14 protein-coding genes and 2 pseudogenes are annotated in these 19,395 nt (G+C 41.5%); 3 read left to right on the top strand and 13 right to left on the bottom strand.

The window, feature by feature from the left end:
* Positions 1–5: 5 nt before the first annotated feature.
* The 12 genes and pseudogenes from ACESZG_RS12570 to ACESZG_RS12515 form a co-directional block, all read right to left on the bottom strand.
* Positions 6–1,400: a TrkH family potassium uptake protein gene (locus ACESZG_RS12570; RefSeq protein WP_022380133.1), complete on the bottom strand. Its 1,395-nt coding sequence runs from the start codon at positions 1,398–1,400 to the stop codon at positions 6–8.
* A gap of 3 nt (positions 1,401–1,403) precedes the next feature.
* Positions 1,404–2,402 (bottom strand): 6-phosphofructokinase, encoded by a 999-nt coding sequence (pfkA, locus tag ACESZG_RS12565; protein ID WP_025579016.1) that lies wholly within the window; start codon positions 2,400–2,402, stop codon positions 1,404–1,406.
* 72 nt (positions 2,403–2,474) lie between these two features.
* Positions 2,475–5,942, bottom strand: a complete 3,468-nt coding sequence (locus ACESZG_RS12560; RefSeq protein WP_022380132.1) for a DNA polymerase III subunit alpha — start codon at positions 5,940–5,942, stop codon at positions 2,475–2,477.
* 133 nt (positions 5,943–6,075) lie between these two features.
* Positions 6,076–6,915 carry a S1 RNA-binding domain-containing protein gene (locus ACESZG_RS12555; protein WP_008707806.1) on the bottom strand — a complete coding sequence of 280 codons (840 nt, stop codon included), beginning with the start codon at positions 6,913–6,915 and terminating at the stop codon, positions 6,076–6,078.
* 235 nt (positions 6,916–7,150) lie between these two features.
* Positions 7,151–7,969 carry an alpha/beta hydrolase gene (locus tag ACESZG_RS12550; protein WP_373218444.1) on the bottom strand — a complete coding sequence of 273 codons (819 nt, stop codon included), beginning with the start codon at positions 7,967–7,969 and terminating at the stop codon, positions 7,151–7,153.
* Positions 7,959–9,185: a hypothetical protein gene (locus ACESZG_RS12545; RefSeq protein ID WP_055053590.1), complete on the bottom strand. Its 1,227-nt coding sequence runs from the start codon at positions 9,183–9,185 to the stop codon at positions 7,959–7,961. The genes ACESZG_RS12550 and ACESZG_RS12545 overlap by 11 nt, the downstream gene beginning before the upstream one ends.
* 420 nt (positions 9,186–9,605) lie before the next feature.
* A complete protein-coding gene (locus tag ACESZG_RS12540; protein ID WP_055053591.1) occupies positions 9,606–10,298 on the bottom strand; it encodes an L-ribulose-5-phosphate 4-epimerase in 693 nt (230 codons plus the stop codon).
* 151 nt (positions 10,299–10,449) lie between these two features.
* Entirely contained in the window at positions 10,450–11,280 is an 831-nt protein-coding gene (gene rhaD, locus ACESZG_RS12535) for a rhamnulose-1-phosphate aldolase (RefSeq protein WP_055053592.1), read from the bottom strand.
* Between the two features lie 207 nt (positions 11,281–11,487).
* Complete coding sequence (locus ACESZG_RS12530; protein ID WP_055053593.1) at positions 11,488–12,198, bottom strand: acyl-[acyl-carrier-protein] thioesterase; 711 nt, start codon at positions 12,196–12,198, stop codon at positions 11,488–11,490.
* Positions 12,199–12,343: 145 nt separating this feature from the next.
* Positions 12,344–14,992 (bottom strand): sensor histidine kinase, encoded by a 2,649-nt coding sequence (locus tag ACESZG_RS12525; protein WP_373218441.1) that lies wholly within the window; start codon positions 14,990–14,992, stop codon positions 12,344–12,346.
* A gap of 198 nt (positions 14,993–15,190) precedes the next feature.
* Positions 15,191–15,886, bottom strand: a complete 696-nt coding sequence (locus ACESZG_RS12520) for a response regulator transcription factor (protein ID WP_118338867.1) — start codon at positions 15,884–15,886, stop codon at positions 15,191–15,193.
* Positions 15,887–16,407: 521 nt separating this feature from the next.
* Positions 16,408–16,545 (bottom strand): annotated as a pseudogene (locus ACESZG_RS12515) (DUF6783 domain-containing protein); the annotation flags it as partial.
* Here ACESZG_RS12515 and ACESZG_RS12510 point away from each other — a divergent pair.
* The 3 genes and pseudogenes from ACESZG_RS12510 to ACESZG_RS12500 all read left to right on the top strand — a co-directional run bounded on the left by ACESZG_RS12510 (position 16,483) and on the right by ACESZG_RS12500 (position 17,774).
* A pseudogene (locus ACESZG_RS12510) lies at positions 16,483–16,650 on the top strand (DUF6783 domain-containing protein). The pseudogenes ACESZG_RS12515 and ACESZG_RS12510 sit on opposite strands and share 63 nt — an antisense overlap.
* Before the next feature lie 53 nt (positions 16,651–16,703).
* Entirely contained in the window at positions 16,704–17,348 is a 645-nt protein-coding gene (locus ACESZG_RS12505; protein ID WP_008707815.1) for a phosphoribosyltransferase, read from the top strand.
* Between the two features lie 63 nt (positions 17,349–17,411).
* The gene (locus ACESZG_RS12500; protein WP_195284576.1) at positions 17,412–17,774 is read left to right on the top strand and encodes an alanine:cation symporter family protein; all 363 of its coding nucleotides are present in this window, start codon (positions 17,412–17,414) and stop codon (positions 17,772–17,774) included.
* Positions 17,775–17,891: 117 nt separating this feature from the next.
* Here ACESZG_RS12500 and ACESZG_RS12495 read toward each other — a convergent pair whose 3' ends face one another.
* Positions 17,892–19,166, bottom strand: a complete 1,275-nt coding sequence (locus ACESZG_RS12495) for an AGE family epimerase/isomerase (RefSeq protein WP_096788337.1) — start codon at positions 19,164–19,166, stop codon at positions 17,892–17,894.
* Positions 19,167–19,395 lie beyond the last annotated feature (229 nt).

Below are 19,395 nucleotides of genomic sequence, written 5' to 3'. Positions count from 1 at the left end.
CGTTACTATCCAATCATAATATCTTCTTCTGCCAGATGTGAATCTGCCGGCATTTTCTGTACACGTACAGTCACTGCAGTTCCCAGAGTCAGCGGACCGATTCTTCCCAGATACATAGTCAGGATCACGATCCATTTGCCTGCTGTATTCAGGCAGGGTGTCAGCCCTCTGCTAAGTCCTACCGTTGCAACCGCAGATGTAATTTCATAAACAACATCTTCTATAGGTGCTTCCGGCATGGCTGCACACAACAGCATACTCATGAGAATAAGTACTGTAAGTACCATACCTGTCACTACGATCGCAGAACGGATGTAGCTGTCTCTGATTCTCCTGTGGTGTACTTCCACATCCCGTTTTCCCTGAAGATTGGATTTCAGACTCAGCAGAAGGACCGCAACTGTTGTTGTCTTAATTCCACCTGCTGTTCCCATAGGGGAACCGCCGATCAACATCAATATCAGGCACAGCATATAAGTTGCATTGGAAAATCTCTCCTGGCTTACAGTGAAAAATCCGGCTGTTCTTGTGGTAACTGACTGGAACAAAGATGCCATCCACTTCGTTCCCGGCGAATATGTCCCAATACTTTCCGGATTTCCATGATCAAACAGAAAGATCAGTACTGTACCGCCCACAACAAGTATCAGCGTCATCATCAACACGATCTTACTGTGAAGACGGAGATTTTTAAATATACGTCCCACAGGAAGTTTCCCTCTGATGACTCGTTTGATCTTATCCCAGATATCCCACCAGACCACAAATCCAAGTCCTGACATAATGATCAGTCCTACACTTGTAAAGTTTACGATTGGATCAGCAACATACTGAGCCAGGCTATCCTCTCCCAGCAGATCAATACCAGCATTACAGAATGCAGATACTGCCGTAAAAACAGAGTATCCCAGACCTTTTGCCAGACCGAACTGCGGAATAAATCGAACTGCATAACACACTGCACCGATTCCTTCTGCTCCAAACACACAGATCAGAACTTTCTTCACCAGCCTGACCATCCCACCCATTCTGTCCATATTATAGGACTCCTGGATAACACGCCGGTTCCTCAGCGATATTTTCTTTCTCAGACTTATAAAAATAATACTGCCCAGGGAAATCAATCCCACACCTCCGATCTGGATCAGGACAAGAATAATAATCTTGCCTGCCAGAGTCCAGTGAGTTGCCGTAACAACTGTCACAAGCCCTGTTACACATATACTTGTGGTTGCGGTAAACATGGCATCTGTAAAAGATGTGTGGTATCCGGGTGCCGTACAAAACGGCAGCCACAGAAGTAATCCCCCTAAGATAATCACCCCCGCAAAACCGAGGGTAATTATCTGAGCAGTATTTAATTTATGCAGTCTGTTATATAACTGCATCTTTTTATTCATTTGTTATTTGTTGTTTTTATCATAGTTATGAGAAAGTGACTGGCATACTTCCCACTGGTAATCAGAGATACCTTTCTGCATAGCAAGTGCTTCATTGATATCGAAGTCTACGAATTCACCGTGACGATATCCGACAACGCGGCATGTCTTGCCTGCAACAAGAAGGTCTACAGCCAGGGCACCCATCATAGATGCATATACACGGTCTTTACATGTCGGGCTTCCACCACGCTGCATGTGTCCAAGGATTGTAGCACGTGTTTCGATACCTGTGGCAGCTTCGATACGTTTTGCCATTGCTTCAGAATGACCGATACCTTCTGCATTGATGATGATGTGATGCTTTTTGCCTTTCTTACGACTCTCGATAATGTTATTGATCAGCTTCTGCTCATCATAGTCATATTTCTCAGGAACCAGAACGTCCTCAGCACCGTTGGCAATACCGCACCACAGAGCAATATATCCTGCACCACGTCCCATAACCTCGATGATACTGCATCTCTCATGAGAAGTGGAAGTATCACGTACTTTATCAATTGCTTCCATTGCTGTGTTTACAGCTGTATCAAATCCGATGGTATATTCTGTACATGCAATGTCAAGGTCGATTGTTCCGGGAAGACCGATTGTATTGATTCCGAGATTCGCAAGCTTCTGAGCACCTGCGAAGGATCCGTCACCACCGATGACAACAAGTCCGTCGATTCCATGTTTTCTGCAGATCTCTGCTCCACGTTTCTGGCCTTCTTCTGTACGGAATTCTGCACAACGTGCTGTATAAAGGATTGTACCTCCACGCTCGATTGTATCAGATACATCTTTTGCGCTCATGTCAATAATCTCTTCGTTTAACAGACCATTGTATCCTTTCAGAATACCTTTTACATTTAATCCATTGCTTAAACCTCTTCTGACAACTGCACGAATTGCAGCATTCATTCCAGGTGCGTCACCACCGCTGGTAAGGACACCAATGGTTTTTATCTTGTTTTCTGCCATCTTTTCTTCCTCCATCTTCTGAATCTATCTCATTTTTACTATACACATATCCGGGTATAGTTTAGCGCATTTCTATAAGTTTTTCAATCCTCTTTCTACAACTTTAACATTGGTTTTACCATATTTTTCGTACATATAGTTCAGCCATGAGTCCTGAATTTGTGCATGATATCCAACCGGAAGCTTCTTTATGGCCTTTACGTCTTTCAGGTAGATCACAACAGCACTGTCACCCGGTGAACGTCTGAGGTCTGCAAGCAGTTCCTGAGATTGCTGTGTGTAGCTTTCTTTATTGTCAAACTGTATCCAGATTTCCCTTGGCATATTGTCAAAGGGACGGATTTTTTCAAGGATCAGTTTACTGGCGCGATCGTCCTCTGCAGATACTCTGCCCTGAATAAATACTCTGCCTTCTTCATTCAGGAACTGCTGACTTTTCTCATAATCTCTGGGGAACACAACTACCTCCACTGTTCCTACCAGATCCTCCACTGTGAGGAATGCCATAACCTTATTATTCTTTGTATATTTGATGGTTTTATCCGTAATCATTCCACCGATAATTACTTTCTGACCATCCATGACTTTCGGAAGATTTGTTTCTTCATCCTGCTGAAAATCAGAGGTTTTCGCAGAAATGGTTTTCTCCATCATTTCCCGGTAATTTTCCAGAGGATGACCACTGAGGTAGATTCCCAGAACTTCCTTCTCATATCCCAGAAGTTCCTCTTTTCCGAATTCCTCCACATCGGGCATACGGATTTCAAATTCTTTCTTGTCCTCCTCGCTTACCAGATCAAAAAGACTCATCTGTCCGGCCAGTGAATTCTTCTTCTCCTGACTGATGTTGTCGGAAATCTTCTGATAAACCAGCATTTTCTGGCGGCGGTTACCATCCAGGCAATCCAGCGCACCTGCTTTGATAAAGTTTTCTACTGCACGCTTATTCATCTGCGGAGAGTTTCGTTCCATAAAATCCTTCAGGGAACGATATTGTCCGTTCTCTTCCCTCTCTCTTACCAGGCTTTCAATAACCGGACGTCCCACACTCTTTATAGCGGACAGACCATATCGGATCGCACCGTTATCTACAGAGAATCCGTACATTCCACAGTTCACATCCGGCGGCAGGATCTTAATCCCCATCTGTCTGCAGACCAAAATATATTCTGCAACCTTATTTGGAAAATCAATAACCGATGTCATAAGTGCAGCCATAAATTCTACAGGATAATAGTACTTCAGATAGGCTGTCTGGTAGGAAACAACTGCATAGGCTGCTGCATGGGACTTATTAAAGGCATATTTGGCGAAATCAATCATTTCATCATAGATTTTATTTGCCGTTGCCTCATCAATTCCATTTGCAATACAGCCTGGAACTCCCTCTGCTTCATTTCCGTAAACAAAGTTCTGGCGCTCCTTTTCCATGACAGAGGCCTTCTTTTTGGACATTGCACGGCGCACCAGGTCGCTTCGGCCCAGAGTATAACCTGCCAGGTTACGAACGATCTGCATAACCTGTTCCTGATAGACAATACACCCATAAGTAGGCTTCAGGATTGGCTCCAGCTGAGGGCAGTCGTAACGGATGGTATCCGGACGGTTTTTGCCCCGGATATACTGAGGGATAAAATCCATGGGGCCCGGGCGGTAAAGAGAAATTCCCGCGATCACATCTTCCAGACTCTGAGGCTTCAGTTCCTTCATGAAGTTTTTCATTCCCGCACTTTCAAGCTGAAATACACCATCAGAACGACCGGTGCCAAGGGAATCCAAAACCTTTTTATCATCATAATTAATCTTCTGCATATCCAGAGTCACTCCTGCATCCTTCTGGATCAGCTTTACTGCATTCTGGATCACAGTCAGAGTACGAAGTCCCAGGAAGTCCATTTTCAAAAGTCCCAATTCTTCCAGTGTTGTCATGGTAAACTGAGTGACAATAGACCCGTCTGATGCTCTGGAAAGCGGTACATATTCTGATACGTCCTTCTGGCTGATAACAACACCTGCCGCATGCATGGAGGTATGTCTGGGAAGTCCCTCCAGACGTCTTGCCATATCGATCAGATAATGAATTTCATCCTGCTCTTCATATGCTTTTTTCAGCTCAGGGTTCATAGTAAGGGCTTTATCTATAGTAATATTTAGTTCCTGCGGGATCATTTTCGCAATGGAATCCACCTGTGCATAAGGCATATCCAGTACACGGCCCACATCCCGGATCACACCACGGGCTGCCAGCGTACCAAAAGTAACGATCTGAACCACACAATCATCCCCATATTTACGGCGGACATATTCAATAACCTCCTGCCTTCTTTCGAAGCAGAAGTCAACGTCAATATCAGGCATAGATACTCGTTCCGGATTCAGAAATCGCTCAAAGAGCAGATCATAGCGAATAGGATCAAGCTGTGTGATGCCCAAGGTATAAGCAACCAGACTTCCCGCTGCAGAGCCACGTCCCGGTCCTACCATAATGTCATGATCGCGGGCATATTTAATAAAATCCCATACTATAAGGAAGTAATCCACGTAGCCCATATTTTTTATAGTAGATAATTCGTAATTCAGACGAGCTTTTAATTCCTCTGTAACCGGCTGATAACGTTCCTCCAGTCCCTCGAAGCATAGCTTGTTCAGATATTCCCAGGATGTAAGACCATCCGGCACATCGAATCTTGGAAGCTTGGTCACGCCAAATTCAATCTCAACATGACATCTCTGTGCAATCTTATGAGTATTCTCCAGGGCCTCCAAAGCATATGGGAAAAGTTCTGCCATTTCTTCCGGGGATTTCACATAATACTGGCCGCCCTCATAACGCATTCTGTCCTCGTCTGCCAGTTTCTTGTTTGTCTGCAGACAGAGAAGAATATCATGAGGATCAGCATCCTCCGCCCTTGTATAATGCACATCATTGGTTGCCACAAGGTCAATCCCTGTTTCTTCGTGCATACGGAGAAGTTCCTGATTTACCAGTCTCTGCGCAGGAATTCCATGATCCTGTAATTCCAAGAAGAAATTGCCTTTTCCAAAAATATCCTGATAACGAAGAGCTGCTGCCTTTGCATCCTCATACATGCCTCTCTGAAGATATCTGGCAACCTCACCTGCAAGGCAGGCACTTAAGGCAATAATCCCTTCATGGTACTCTTTTAATACCGCAAGATCTACTCGCGGTTTATAATAGAATCCTTCTGTAAAACCCTTGGACACAATTTTCATCAGATTTGCATAACCCTGATTATTCTCTGCCAGAAGAACCAGGTGGTAATATCTGTCTTCGCCGCTTCCTGCTTCACGGTCAAATCTGGAACCGGGAGCTACATATACCTCACATCCCAAAATAGGATTGATTCCCTCGGCCCTTGCTGCACGATAAAAATCAATCACACCGTACATGACTCCATGATCTGTGATCGCCGCACTGTCCATGCCAAGTTCTTTGACACGGGCTACATATTCTTTTATCTTATTGGAACCATCCAGCAGACTGTATTCTGTATGGACGTGAAGATGTGTAAACTCCAACTCTATTTCTCTCCTGTTCTAATATCTGCAATTTTATCGCAGCATATTTTTATAAATTTAACTGAATCAGGTAAGTCCCATGCTTCAATTGCGAAAAGCAATAATCATTGGGTGGGGACTTGCTTGTCTGTTACTATTTCGCGTAGATTCTCTTGTCCTTAATCTCTACTTTGCCTTCCTTCATCAGATGGCCAATGGCACGTTTAAATGCTCCCTTACTCAGACCAAATTCTCGCTGGATTACTTCCGGTGATGCCTTGTCATCAAATGGAAGAACACCTGCAAACTCATTGATCACTTCAAGGACATTCTCCGCATCCTCATTGATCTGCAGGTATGCCTTCTGGCGGTCTGTGACATTCATTTTTCCGTCTTCTTTTACTTCGCTGACACGCAGCTCCAGAATCTTGCCCGGGCGGTATTTTCCCTTGGCTTCTCTTGCAGGGATCAGTGCGGAATATTTATCATCAACTGCCACAAATACACCGAATCTGTCGCTGATCTCATAAACACGACCTTTCACCATATCTCCCACTACATAAGGAGTTCTGGTGGAAAGATAATGATAAACCTTCATAGTTGCGCAGAGACGACTGCTCTTGTCAATATAGAGTGCTACCAGCACATCTTCTCCCTCTCTTACTTTCAGAGTCTGTTCATGATATGGAAGCAGAAGGTCTTTCTCCAGTCCCCAGTCAAGGAATGCACCGATTCTTGTTACCTGAGAGACTTTCAGAACTGCTGTCTGGCCTACCTGAAGCTTCGGTTCTTTTGTTGTTGCAATAAGACGATCCTGAGAATCCTTGTAGATAAATGCTTCAATGCTGTCGCCTTCTTTTGTTCCTTCCGGAACCTGTCTGGACGGAAGAAGAACACGGTTCTTTGCATCTGCCTGCATATCCTCACCCAGATATACACCAAAATCTACGGACTTTACTACTGTTAATTTCTGTTTTTTTCCTAACTCAATCATATAATCTCCATTTCTGTTGTGATAGTATCTTTTTAAAGAAAATTAAAAATATACTATACTTTCATCATCCTCTGACATTAGCTTTATATTTCAGTATAACATAAATAATAAAGGCGGCACAATGCCGCCTTATTATTTTTTATTATCTTATTTTACGTTACTGTTCACTATAGATCAGGATGTATTTTATTCCAAATCGATTTCACATACACTCAGACAGATTCTTTATCGTGCATTATATATTCTGCATCCACTTGCACGCCAGTTCCATCCAGGACTGGCATTCTTTCTGTACACAGCCGCCGTCTTCGTGGCTTGTCTCTTCGTTTGCAAGACTTAAACCATGTCCGCCAACCGGATAAAGATGCATTTCTACCGGAATTTCAAATTTGCGCAACGCATTGAAGAACAACAGAGAATTCTCTACAGGAACACAATCATCTGTCACTGTATGCCACAGGAATGTGGTTGGTGTATCTTTAGATACCTGGAATTCCAGAGACTGTTCTTTTCTCTTATCAAGATCATTATAATCCTCTCCAAGCAGGCATTCAAAGGAACCTGTATGTGCAAACTCACCGGAAGTGATCACCGGATAACTTAAGATCATACCATTTGGTTTCACCATATCAGAAGTTACCCCAAGTGTCTGTGCAATAAAATCTTTCTTCCAGAAAACGCCAAGACTTGCTGCCAGATGACCACCTGCGGAAAAGCCCTGCAGAACAATTTTATTCGTATCAATATGAAACTCTGTAGCATTTTTTCTTAAAAAAGCAACAGACTTCGCAAGCTGCAAGAGTGCCAGTGGATATCTGGCAGGTTCTACGCTATAGCGCAGGATCACTGCATGATATCCCCTTACCAGATACTGCATGGCAATCGGTTCTGCTTCTCTGTCAGAAGTCATAGCATACCCGCCTCCCGGGCAGATCACAACTACCGGACGCTTTCTGTTGATATGCATTTCAATGGAATTATCCAGAAAATAAGTGTATAAATCTGCAGTTTCTTTATATCCGTCTACTGCAATTTCAATCTTCTTATAAATCATAAGTTCCTCCTGTATATTTCATCATTTTTTCCATTTCTACTCCCCATTCCGCTAATTTTTGGGGAATATTTACAGCTACTTTTCTCAGTTTTGTTTTGCCATCCTTTGCTGCCAGACGCTTATATAAATGTATATTTCCATCTGCATCAAGAACAATATAAAAACACTCTAAAATATGACCTGATCCTACAATTTCCCGTGTTGTATATATATATCCTGCTTTATTCTTTTTTCTTTTAGAAAAAACAATCCCTCTGCTTCTCCTGTCTCGGAAACTTGGAAAATAATCTTCACGTATAATTTCAAGTTCTTCCCATTTATACATTTTTTTGAAAAACAGATACGATATTTTGCAGCCTTCTTTACTTAATGTTACGACTTTTGAAGAGAAAAACAATAATGGTGCATCAATCAAAAACTCAAGAATCAATATTGGAATTCTTTCTCCCTCTTCAGCAGACAGCCCTGTCCAAATAAGCAGTACCGTAATAAGTATTACCATGGTTATCTGCAAAAAATCTCTGATCTTTATTACTTCTTGCTGATATTCTTTTAAATTTGTACAGTCTGCTCCTTTGCTTTGAATTTTTTTTCTTTGTTGCCTCCTCAATTCTATCATTTCATCATATTGTCTTTGTTTTTCTTCTTCTTTTATTCCCTCTCCTTTTTCTGCCTCCACTCCCCATTCCTTCATTTTTTCACGAACATTTACGTACATTTTTCTAATAACTTGCTTTTTTCCTTTTTCTAATTTATAAGAAAAAACATTGCCATGTTCATCAAAAGTAATGTAAAAACAATCTGAAAGCGGAAACGCATCAACGATCATCCTGGTAGTATATTTCTTTTTCTTCTTATTTACTGCATATTTGGAAAATACAATCCCCTGATAACGTATGCTCCCTCCTTTACCATATGTATACCAGACATCCTCTCTGATAACAGCAAGCTCTTCCCATTTATAATTTCTCTTCCAAAACAGCCAGGATACCGTACAGCCTTCTCTGCTCAGCACAACAGTTCTCATATAATACAAGATTAACAGCAACATTAATATTTCCACACTAAAAATTATAAATTCATATCCCTCTGTTCTTATTTCCTTTCTTTCCAGGAAAATCATCAGCATTCCTATGCCGAATACAAACGCTGATATAAATAATATCAGTATTATATGTGGATCTAATACTCTTATTTTTTCCTGCTGCTCTTTCATATGCATTTCCTCCGGTTGTCTGAAATCCTTACTGTTACTATTCCGGTATATCAACCTAATTTCTTGCATTTTCTTATGAGTTCATTATAAGGTAAATATATGTAATTGTTAAGGTGCAAAATAAAATGTTGCTGTCCCGTTTACTGCAAATTAAACGAACCATACAATATTAAAGTTCAGCTGTTATTATCTTTCAAGGATCATGACATCTTTTGCATTCATGCTAACGGTCTGCCCTGAAACGTTCTCCTCCTTCGATAAAGTTGCAGAAAATTGCCCGGACTTTCTGCAATATGGCAGAAGAATTTTCCTTGTTTCTTCTGCTACAAAAAATCTCCCGGATAAGAGAAGCGCTTACTCTTATCCGGGAGATTTTTTATATCTTTAACAAGTTCATATCTTTTATTTTCAGATCAGTGATTATTTATTTCCCTGTCCATAATATGCATTTGCACCATGTTTTCTGAAGTAGTGCTTATCCTGCAGATCCTGTGGTGCAGGTTTTACCTGTGGATTGATCAGCTCACAGCGGGATGCCATCTTGGCAACTTCCTCAAGAACAACTGCATTATGTACTGCTTCATGAGCATCCTTACCCCATGCAAATGGTCCATGGTTTTTGCAAAGTACTGCAGGTACTGCTTCATAATCTTTGTCCTTAAACAGGTCTACGATCAGAAGTCCTGTGTTTTTCTCATATTCTTCAAATTCCTTGCCTTCCAGGCAGCGTGCACATGGAACTTCACCATAAATATAATCTGCATGTGTGGTTCCATAACATGGGATTGATCTTCCGGCCTGTGCCCAGCTTGTTGCCCATGAAGAATGTGTATGTACAACTCCTCCGATATTCGGGAATGCTTTGTACAGTTCTACATGAGTTGCTGTATCAGAAGATGGATTGTATTTTCCTTCTACCTTATTTCCATTCAGGTCTACAACAACCATATCATCCGGTGTCAGCAGATCATAATCAACCCCACTTGGTTTGATGACAAAAAGTCCTGATTCTCTGTCGATTCCGCTTACATTTCCCCATGTAAATGTAACAAGTCCGTATTTTGGAAGATCCATGTTTGCTTTGTAAACTTCCTCTTTTAATTTCTCCAGCATGATTCGTACCTCTCCTTTTGCTTTTCAGATATTCTTTTACAACAGCTTTCAGATGTTCCGGCTTTTTTCTGCATATCCCACCCGGAAAATCTCTTAATATCTGTATTATAGCACTTGTACGGTACATGTACCAACTTGTATGTTGATTATTTTACTGTTTCTCATACAAAAACTCTTCAGGCAGACTTACCTTGAAATCTTTTGCAAGTGAACGGAAATTGTCCGGTGTAATAGTCTGAAGTTTATTTGGAGTCATAGAAAGAATCTTCACCAGGATCTCTGCAGATTTTTCTACCGTATGGAGCAGACCAAATGTCAGGTCAAAATCTTCACCTGAGCAGAACATTCCATGATGTGCCCAGATAACAACATCATATTTCTTCATTAATTCTGCTGTTTTTATGGCAATTTCTCTTCCACCCGGTACCATCCAGCCGACAACACCTACGCCGTCCGGGAATACAACCGGACACTCTGTAGCAGATTCCCATAACTCTCTTGTAAAGATCTTATCATCCAGTGGCAGAACAAATGTCAGAGCAATTGTATTTGTCGTATGTGCATGATAAATAACACGATGTTTTCCGTTTGTCAGTTTCTTCTTCACTTCATGATTCATCAGATGAGTCGGAAGCTCACTGGTAGGTCTGCCGCCCTCAACCAGGCCCCAGCGGATTCTGTAATTCATTCCTGTCTCATCCAGTTCAATGATCGCAAGACATACTTCCGGATCCACGATAATATTTCTGAAATATTTACCGCTTCCCGTTACAAGGAAAAACTCTCCTGCTAATCCCGGAACCTCTACCCCGATCGGTATCCATTCTCCAGGTGTATTCAGACGGGGACGGATCATCTCTACTTCCTCCGGTTTCAGACGATAGCTTAAGTTTCCGCCGTTTCTCTCATGCCATCCCTGAAGATAACCGTCATTTGCCATTTTGATAAATCCCTGTACAAATTTAGATTCCAGAATTTTCATAATATATATACCCTCCGCTTTTTGTGGTTTTATGTTGTTTGTTTTTAACAATATATTGTTTCTTGTTGTTTATGAATGTATTATATATTGTTTCTTGTTGTTTGTAAATAATTTATTCAAAAAATCTCTCACAAAACCACACATCAATTCCGAAATATCTTTGTCAATTCTGTCCTGCTATTCATCCTGTTCAGAAGATTTTTACCGTTATTTTTGCTGAAATTCTATAATTGCGTATGCTTTTCCGTCTGTATCATCAAGCGATACAATCACCTTTCCTGTTTCTGCTTTTGCTTTCGGGCAGATTATATCTCCAAGTTTTGCCTGCATCTTATACTCTGCACGCATCTGGTATACTTTGAAATCTTCCGGCAGGAAATCTTCTGCCATACAGATATACTGACAGTTGTTTACATGATGATTAGTGTCAAGATGATGCTTCTGCACTGTGAATGATTCCTGTGAAGTCATGTCATCCGGAAGTTTGATTTTCCTCGGTGCATAATCCATTTCCAGCTTTTCGCCGAGTATGTAATTGTCTGTATCTGCAGGTGTCAGTCTCACCGGAATCCCTGTACTGATGGCCAGATGTGTCCAGTTGGAGTTCGCCCAGGCAAGCTTCTTCCCATCCATTGTTTCTATGGTGAAATTACGCATACCCATGAATCCTTTGAAATTATAAGGTGCTGTCGTGATCCTGATTTCCGTTCCCATAGCAGGATATTCATCCACAATTACCTGCCAGGAAGAAAGAACCCACGCTCTGTCTCTTGCCTTCAGCACGTCTCCTCCAAGCCCGACCGACTCCGCATGAAATGTACAGCAATCCTGAAAATAATTCAAAACACCCGGTAATGTCAGTTTGCCGTTCTCACCTGTCTCACTGTATCTGACTCTGCTGTTAAAACTGTAATTCATTTTTTATGTCCCCTTTTCTTATGTCGCTATGATTTTTTAATATACTTCTTTTCTATTATTATAACAAGCCAAAAGTATAAGGCATAAAACAGTTTTTTATAAACTGTTTTATGCCTTATCTTTGTTCTACCTTATATCACTTACTTCAATTCTTTGCCGCAAATGTGATCATCACCTTAAACAGATCCCCATCCAGGTATAGCTTAAACTCACCTCCCTGCAGCTCTGTCAGGCTCTTTGCGATAGAGAGTCCCAGTCCGCTTCCTTCTGTATTTCTCGCCACATCTCCTCTGATAAACCGTTCTGTCAGTTCATCCGCAGAGATATTCAAAGGCTGTGCTGAAATATTTTTCAGGGAAAAGGTTACTTTTTTATTTCTGTTGCTGATCTCTGCGTAAACTCTGGTGCCCTCCATTGCGTACTTCACAACATTGCCGAATACGTTTTCCAGAACACGCCACATTCTCTGGCCGTCTGCGTAAATAATGGACGGTTCGTCTGTGAAATGTACCATCATAGTCAGGTTCTTCTCCTGGAATTTCTCTTCAAATTCTCCGATCACCTGCTGCACCATTTCCACAAAATCAATATCATTCATCTCCAGTTTGATGTTTCCGGTGCTTGCCTTGGATGCCTCTACCACATCCTCTGTGAGCACCTTCAGTCTCTGGGATTTCTCATCCAGGATGCGAAGATATTCCTGTATTTTCGGATCTGTCGGGTTCTCACGTTTCATCAAATCTACATAATTAATAATGGAAGTCAAAGGTGTTTTCAGATCATGGGAAACATTTGTGATCAGCTCTGTCTGCATTCTTTCCTTTTTCAGGCTGTTCTCCACAGCAGCATCCAGACCACTGCCAATATTGTTAATATATTCTGCCATCACCTTCTGTTTTCCTGTAAGTGTATCTGTTTTGATCTTATATTGCAGTTCTCCATCGCTTATTTTCTTCAGACCATCCATAATAAGATCCAGCCCATCCGCTTTTCTGATGGCGAAAATCATAACAGCCACATCTACAGCCATCAATGCCAGCAGAAATACTCCTGCACCACTGAATACGCAGCCGATGATCAGGAACTGCAAAAATAAAAATGCACCTCCCACAAGCAGAACTTTTATTTTTTCTGCTGTATTTCTGGAAAAAGCTCTGGCAAAATCAGCAAGCTTCCCACTGCATTTTCCAATCCATTTCAGAACTTTTCTAATCAGACTGTTTTTCCATAAGGTTCCTGCCTTTATTCTTCTTACCAGGCTGAGATATCCGATCAGAAACCATGCCATTGTATAAGTCCCACATATGAGACAGATAACAATCACTGTCACTACTACATGACTGTAACCCAATGATGAGTTGGCGATCAAGGTTCCCGATATGATCGTTCCTGCCAGCCATATACCGATTACTGTTCCTGCCGCAATTTCTGTATACCATCTGTCAAATCCATTCAGATGTATTTCTTCATCCTCTGGTCTCCTTCCTGCTGTCACAGTCAGCCACACCATACCGATCAGCCAGAGCACACTTCCGAAGATTGCTCCTGCCAGCATCGGAAACATAAGCTTTGAATATGTCTCATAGTTCTCTGCCTCATCAGCCATGGAATCTGCCACAGAAAATTTCGTATCAACCGAAACTGCAAATACAAAATCCTTTGTGTCAAAGCTCTGATCAATGGTATGATTCCACACCTGCAGATCTGCACCCGGAATATTTGTAACACACTCACTTAATTCCGGGTAAACAACTGCATATGCTTTTTCCTTAAATATTTTCTCAAGGTTCTGCTCCAGCTGTGCGTAACTGCTGTACGCTTTTTTATTTGTATAGATTGTCTGTGTTTCTTTATCTGCGAAAAGATATGTGAGGTTGGTACTCCCTTCGGTATAGTCTCCCACGCTGTGAAAGACGGATGCCAGTGATGTTTCATAATCATTGAACTGTTCATCTGACTGTATGGCACGGATGCAGTCCAGAAGTGTGAATAACTCCTTATATGCATCCTCCAGTCTCCCATTCCATTCCGTGCTTTTGTTTACCGCATCCAGGATATTCTCAGCTCCCTGTGGTGCAAATTTCTCGTCCAGCTGACTCAGTTCTACGAAAAAACATCCCGGATATTCTGTGTTTGTTCTGGTATCCGTAACGTTGCCGATATTCTCTGATTGTGAGGTATATCTGTAATAAAGTTCATCTGCTACGGTATCCAGTTTCTCGGACTCGGTCTTTGATTCGAAATCATCTTCTTCAAGAAAATCTGTATTGTAATTAATTTTCAGTGTTCCATCTGCCACCATCTTTTTAAAGTCAGTCCGATAAAAATAGTGGCTGGTTCCGTCAGAAGATTCACATCTTATGACCTGTGAATCTTCGTCATAAACACCTTCATAATAGTTTGCCTCCCAGTCTTTTCCCCACTCCAGAAGATCACTTACAGAGTACGCAAGCCCGGAAGTATTTTTCAGAGAAAGGTCTCTGATGGAATCACGGGTGTTTCCTTTTTCCTCAAATTCTGCCAGATCAATCACTGCCGATGAACCAGCATTTTTCAGATAGTTAATGTCATCCTGCGCTGCCAGACTGACCAGAATATCTGATCCTCTGTTGCTGACCTGTTTCTCAAATGCTTCTGATTCTGTGTAACTTTTGCCTCTGTCATCCAGGCGGATTCCAGTCTGATAGATCATCACAAACATAGCTGCACAGACTGCTGCTGCAACTGCTGCCAGATGCGCGATCACGATCCAGATTGCCTTGACAGAACTGCTTCTGTATCCTTTTCCCTTCATAATGTTTGTCCCTTTCCTTTTTTATTTAATTTATTACTTTGTCAAGCGGATATTCGCAATCCGCTTTGCTACTTGCTCATAACCAAATAACTGCTTCGCAGTTTATCAGAATGCGCTTGCACGCCTCCTGATACAAGCAAGTCCCCACCCACTGCTTATTGCTTTTCGCAATTGAAGCAGGGGACTTACTTGATTTGGTTAAATTTTTTCCACCTTATATCCAAGCCCCCACACAACCTTCAGGTATCTTGGCTCCCTTGGATTAATCTCAATTTTTTCTCTGATATGCCGGATATGCACTGCCACCGTATTATCTGCAGCAACTGCTTCCTCATTCCAGATGTTTTCGTAAATCTGATTAATGGAAAATACCCTTCCCTGATTCTTCATCAGCAGAAGCAGGATATTGTACTCAATGGGTGTCAGCTTCACCACATCACCGTCCACCCTGACTTCCTTCAGGTCATCGTTTATGCTCAGACCTCCTGTCTCGTAGATATGAGCATTCTCCACAGGTATTGCTGCTCCCAGCCTTGTATATCTTCGAAGCTGTGATTTCACCCTTGCCACAAGTTCCAGGGGATTAAAGGGCTTGGTTACATAATCATCTGCCCCTACATTTAATCCAAGGATCTTATCTGCATCCTCTGATTTCGCAGAAAGAATAATGATCGGAAGAGGATTCTCTTCCCTTATCTTCAAAGTAGCCCGGATGCCATCCAGCTTCGGCATCATAATATCTATGATCAGCAGATCCACCGGCTGACTGCGCAGTATATTGATTGCTTCCAAACCATCATATGCTTTAAAAATCACATACCCTTCCTGCTCCAGATAAATACTGATTGCCTCTACAATGTCTTTATCATCATCGCAGACCAGAATATTCGCCACTTTATACACCTCCCTCATCATCCGAAATGCCTGTCTGAAATCTCTCATGTACAGACATCCCGGCTTCTTATTTTGTATTTCTGATATTAGAATAATCGAAGCTTCTTAATATGAAAGGGACAAATTCTTAAGATTTTCTTATGATTATTCACTTTTCGCAGTCAAAATATCAGGCTGTTAATCTGTCACTTTTATCAGGCTCCTATTTTCATCCAATTCTTCTATTCGTTCTGCTGTATACATTTTTTATCTCATCTTTTCTCTTTTTCTGACAGTCAATAATAGACTGAAAATCATTATATCATTTCACATATATTACTTCTATAGAATATTCTCTTCTGTTTCCCATTTCCACACCCATCACTGTTTATTCCATTCTCCATAACTCACAACCAATCTATAGCAACCCTCGTAAATAATACTTCCATCAATGCACCAGGGGATCATCGTTATATGTTTTTTGGTATTTTATTAACAATCTTCATACATATCGCATAATTTTTTATTGATTTTGTACAATATTATTTATTTTTCGGCAAAACAATGCTACAATGTTTTACAAGATTAGAGCGTGTCTGAAAAAGGTTTTCTGCAAGATGTGCGTTACAATTTGTGGTATATTTTGCCCGGATGAGGGCGCCGTAGCGGGCTACGGCAACTGAATTCGGGTGAAATATCCCGCAAAGTGGGGCGTGCAGATTGCGGGAATGATTTTTCAGACACACTCTAGTGTACTGATTTATAACTGTTCAATGGTCTGCTAACCGCAAAGCTACTGAACAGTTACACGTTTTTTTTCAACGAGGGAGGTATTCTTATGAATCTGGAAAACATGACAAAAATCTACGCCCGTGGTGACAGCCGCATTCAGCTGAAGGTAATTCCCGGACATTTCGTCACATCTCAGTCACATATCACTCACTATCTGGATCTTACAACTATGAAATCCAGAACTGCCGAAGCGCAGAATATTGCTCACGAACTGGCTGCTAATTATGAAGTATCTACTCCTGTTGATACCATTATCTGTATGGACGGACTGGAAGTAATTGGCGCATATCTTTCTGAAGAACTTACCAAAGCCGGCATTTTTTCCCTGAATGCTCATCAGACGATCTACGTGATTACTCCTGAATCCAGCAATTCCGGACAGATTATCTTCCGTGATAATTTTCAGCCAATGATCAAGGGCAAAAATGTACTGATCCTCAATGGTTCGATTACCACAGGCTCTACTTTGTCCAAAGCAATCGAGAGCATTCTGTATTACGGAGGCACTATCAGAGGTATCGCAGCCATATTCAGCAGAGTAGACAGCGTGGCTTCTCTCCCTGTATATTCTATTTTTAACACCAAAGATATACCGGACTATCATTCCTATTCATCTACAAAATGTCCAATGTGTCAGAGGCAGCAGAAAATCGATGCCATTGTCAGCAGCTACGGATATTCAGCTCTGTAAATCTTCGAAGTATTTTATAAAGAAATTGTTACCAGAATTGATGACTTTGTCTGGGGACCGGTGATGCTGATCCTGTTGGTCGGAACCGGTATCTTCCTGACTGTGCGCACCAGATTTCTTACATGGCGTAACCTTGGCTATGCACTGAAAAGCACACTCAGCAAGGAAGCCCGCACCAAGAGCCGCGGACAGGGAGATGTATCACCTTTTTCCGCACTGACAACCGCACTGGCAGCCACCATCAGTACCGGAAATATCGTCGGTGTTGCCACAGCCATGGTTTCCGGTGGTCCCGGAGCTCTGGTATGGAACTTCTCCGATATCGCCAACGCACTGATGGCTATCCCGAACCTGATCTGCATGCTCCTGTTAAGCGGCGAGATTGCCAAAGATGTAAAAGAATTCCAGCCGGAGATTAAAAAATAGTTACCCACATCATTCTTTTTATCATCCTGAAGTAAAATGCAGCCAGAACCTTGTTCCGTCAGGTTCTGGCTACATTTTACAGAAATCTTGTACGCCGGGTACAAATAAACACTTACTTTATTGATGGCATACTTCCATATACTGTTTTACATCTGAAGCGATTGATATATATGGTGTTCCATATGGGATCCAGGTTGACTGAAAAGCATGATATACATCTGATTTTCCCGGCCATACGGTTCCTATCACATTATTATTTTCATCTAACTGATGAAACCAGGAACCATTTTTATGATCCAATACCTTATCATCCAGGTATCTCATAAACTCTTCATAATCTTTTGCATATTTCTGCTTATGAGTTATATGCCATAAGACTGCTGATGTATTGATTGCCTCTGCCAATGTCCAATGCATTCTGTCATGAACAACAGGTTTTCCATCCCAGTCAGTCGTATACACAATTCCAGGATTTCCATCCACATTCCAGGAATCTTCAACTGCTCTGTTGTAGAGTTTCTCTGCAGCTTTTAAATATACTTCTGCAGAATCAGGGGTATCTTTATAAGAAGAATATGCCCACTGCACGATCAATCTGGCCCACTCAATTCCATGGCCCGGTGTTGCTCCATAAGGTTTAAAACGATCAGCAGGACATTCTTTATTGCAATCAAGATCAGCTTTCCATTCCTTTGTAAAATGTTCAGGTATTCTCCAGTCATTTGCGCTTGCCCATCCAATAACATGATCTATAATTCTTCCTGCACGTATTCTGTACTTTTCTTCTTTTATTGCATCTGCTACTGCCAGAAACGCTTCTACTGTATGCATATTCGCGTTAAGACCGCGATAATCATCAAGAACTGTAAATTCTGTATTCCAGGTATCATAAGTAAGTCCCTGTTTTTCATCCCAGAACCGTTTATCAAATAATTCCAATGCATCTTTAAGCAGAGTTTCTGCATCTTTTTCTCCTGCCAGCAAAGCAGAAGACGCAGCCAGAAGAACAAATGCATGAGCATAACACTGTTTATCTGGCAGGAATTTATTATCCGGTGTAATTCCCGGATACCATCCTCCATTTTCACGATCTTTCAGTTCTTCCAGTAATCCATGTACAGCACCATGGACCAGTGCCGGACTTTCTTTATCCCCAAGCATGATTCCCATACTATATACATGGACCATACGGCATGTGATCCATGTTTCTCTGTTTCTGTCTTTCCATGGTGTTCCATCATCCCCAAGGAAATAAGCACTTCCTCCCGGTGATAAAAATCCTTTTCCAAAATTTAAAAGATTTTTCTGCAATTCACCTAAGAACATTTTATTTTCTTCTGTATCTATCTGATATTTTTTACCCGAATTTTCCATCTTAATCTTACCTTTCACTTCCAAAAAATTTCAGTTTCTCTTATAGCACAAAAAAGCACCTCATACCGAGGTGCCTCATGTAGCAGGGCTACAAGGATTCGAACCTTGAACTGACGGAGTCAGAGTCCGTCAGAACATGCGTCAGAATCCCTGTAAATTCAGGCTTCCTCGCCTTATAATTTTTTAAATTGACCTATAAATTGACCTATCAGATTTCTTATACTGATACAGGTGTTTTCATCTGTTC

It is taken from the genome of Blautia sp. Marseille-P2398, assembly GCF_964240315.1.
Classification (GTDB): Bacteria; Bacillota; Clostridia; order Lachnospirales; family Lachnospiraceae; genus Blautia_A; species Blautia_A wexlerae.
The sequence above is the reverse complement of the archived record's forward strand: the minus strand, read 5'-3'. Positions and strand labels throughout refer to the sequence as shown.

Excerpts from the sequence above, each read along its gene's own strand:
- ACESZG_RS12570 (WP_022380133.1), bottom strand. The coding sequence starts at position 1,400 with ATGAATAAAAAGATGCAGTTATATAACAGACTGCATAAATTAAATACT.
- pfkA (WP_025579016.1), bottom strand. The coding sequence starts at position 2,402 with ATGGCAGAAAACAAGATAAAAACCATTGGTGTCCTTACCAGCGGTGGT.
- ACESZG_RS12555 (WP_008707806.1), bottom strand. The coding sequence starts at position 6,915 with ATGATTGAGTTAGGAAAAAAACAGAAATTAACAGTAGTAAAGTCCGTA.
- ACESZG_RS12550 (WP_373218444.1), bottom strand. The coding sequence starts at position 7,969 with ATGATTTATAAGAAGATTGAAATTGCAGTAGACGGATATAAAGAAACT.
- ACESZG_RS12545 (WP_055053590.1), bottom strand. The coding sequence starts at position 9,185 with ATGAAAGAGCAGCAGGAAAAAATAAGAGTATTAGATCCACATATAATA.
- ACESZG_RS12540 (WP_055053591.1), bottom strand. The coding sequence starts at position 10,298 with ATGCTGGAGAAATTAAAAGAGGAAGTTTACAAAGCAAACATGGATCTT.
- rhaD (WP_055053592.1), bottom strand. The coding sequence starts at position 11,280 with ATGAAAATTCTGGAATCTAAATTTGTACAGGGATTTATCAAAATGGCA.
- ACESZG_RS12530 (WP_055053593.1), bottom strand. The coding sequence starts at position 12,198 with ATGAATTACAGTTTTAACAGCAGAGTCAGATACAGTGAGACAGGTGAG.
- ACESZG_RS12525 (WP_373218441.1), bottom strand. The coding sequence starts at position 14,992 with ATGAAGGGAAAAGGATACAGAAGCAGTTCTGTCAAGGCAATCTGGATC.
- ACESZG_RS12505 (WP_008707815.1), top strand. The coding sequence starts at position 16,704 with ATGAATCTGGAAAACATGACAAAAATCTACGCCCGTGGTGACAGCCGC.
- ACESZG_RS12500 (WP_195284576.1), top strand. The coding sequence starts at position 17,412 with ATGCTGATCCTGTTGGTCGGAACCGGTATCTTCCTGACTGTGCGCACC.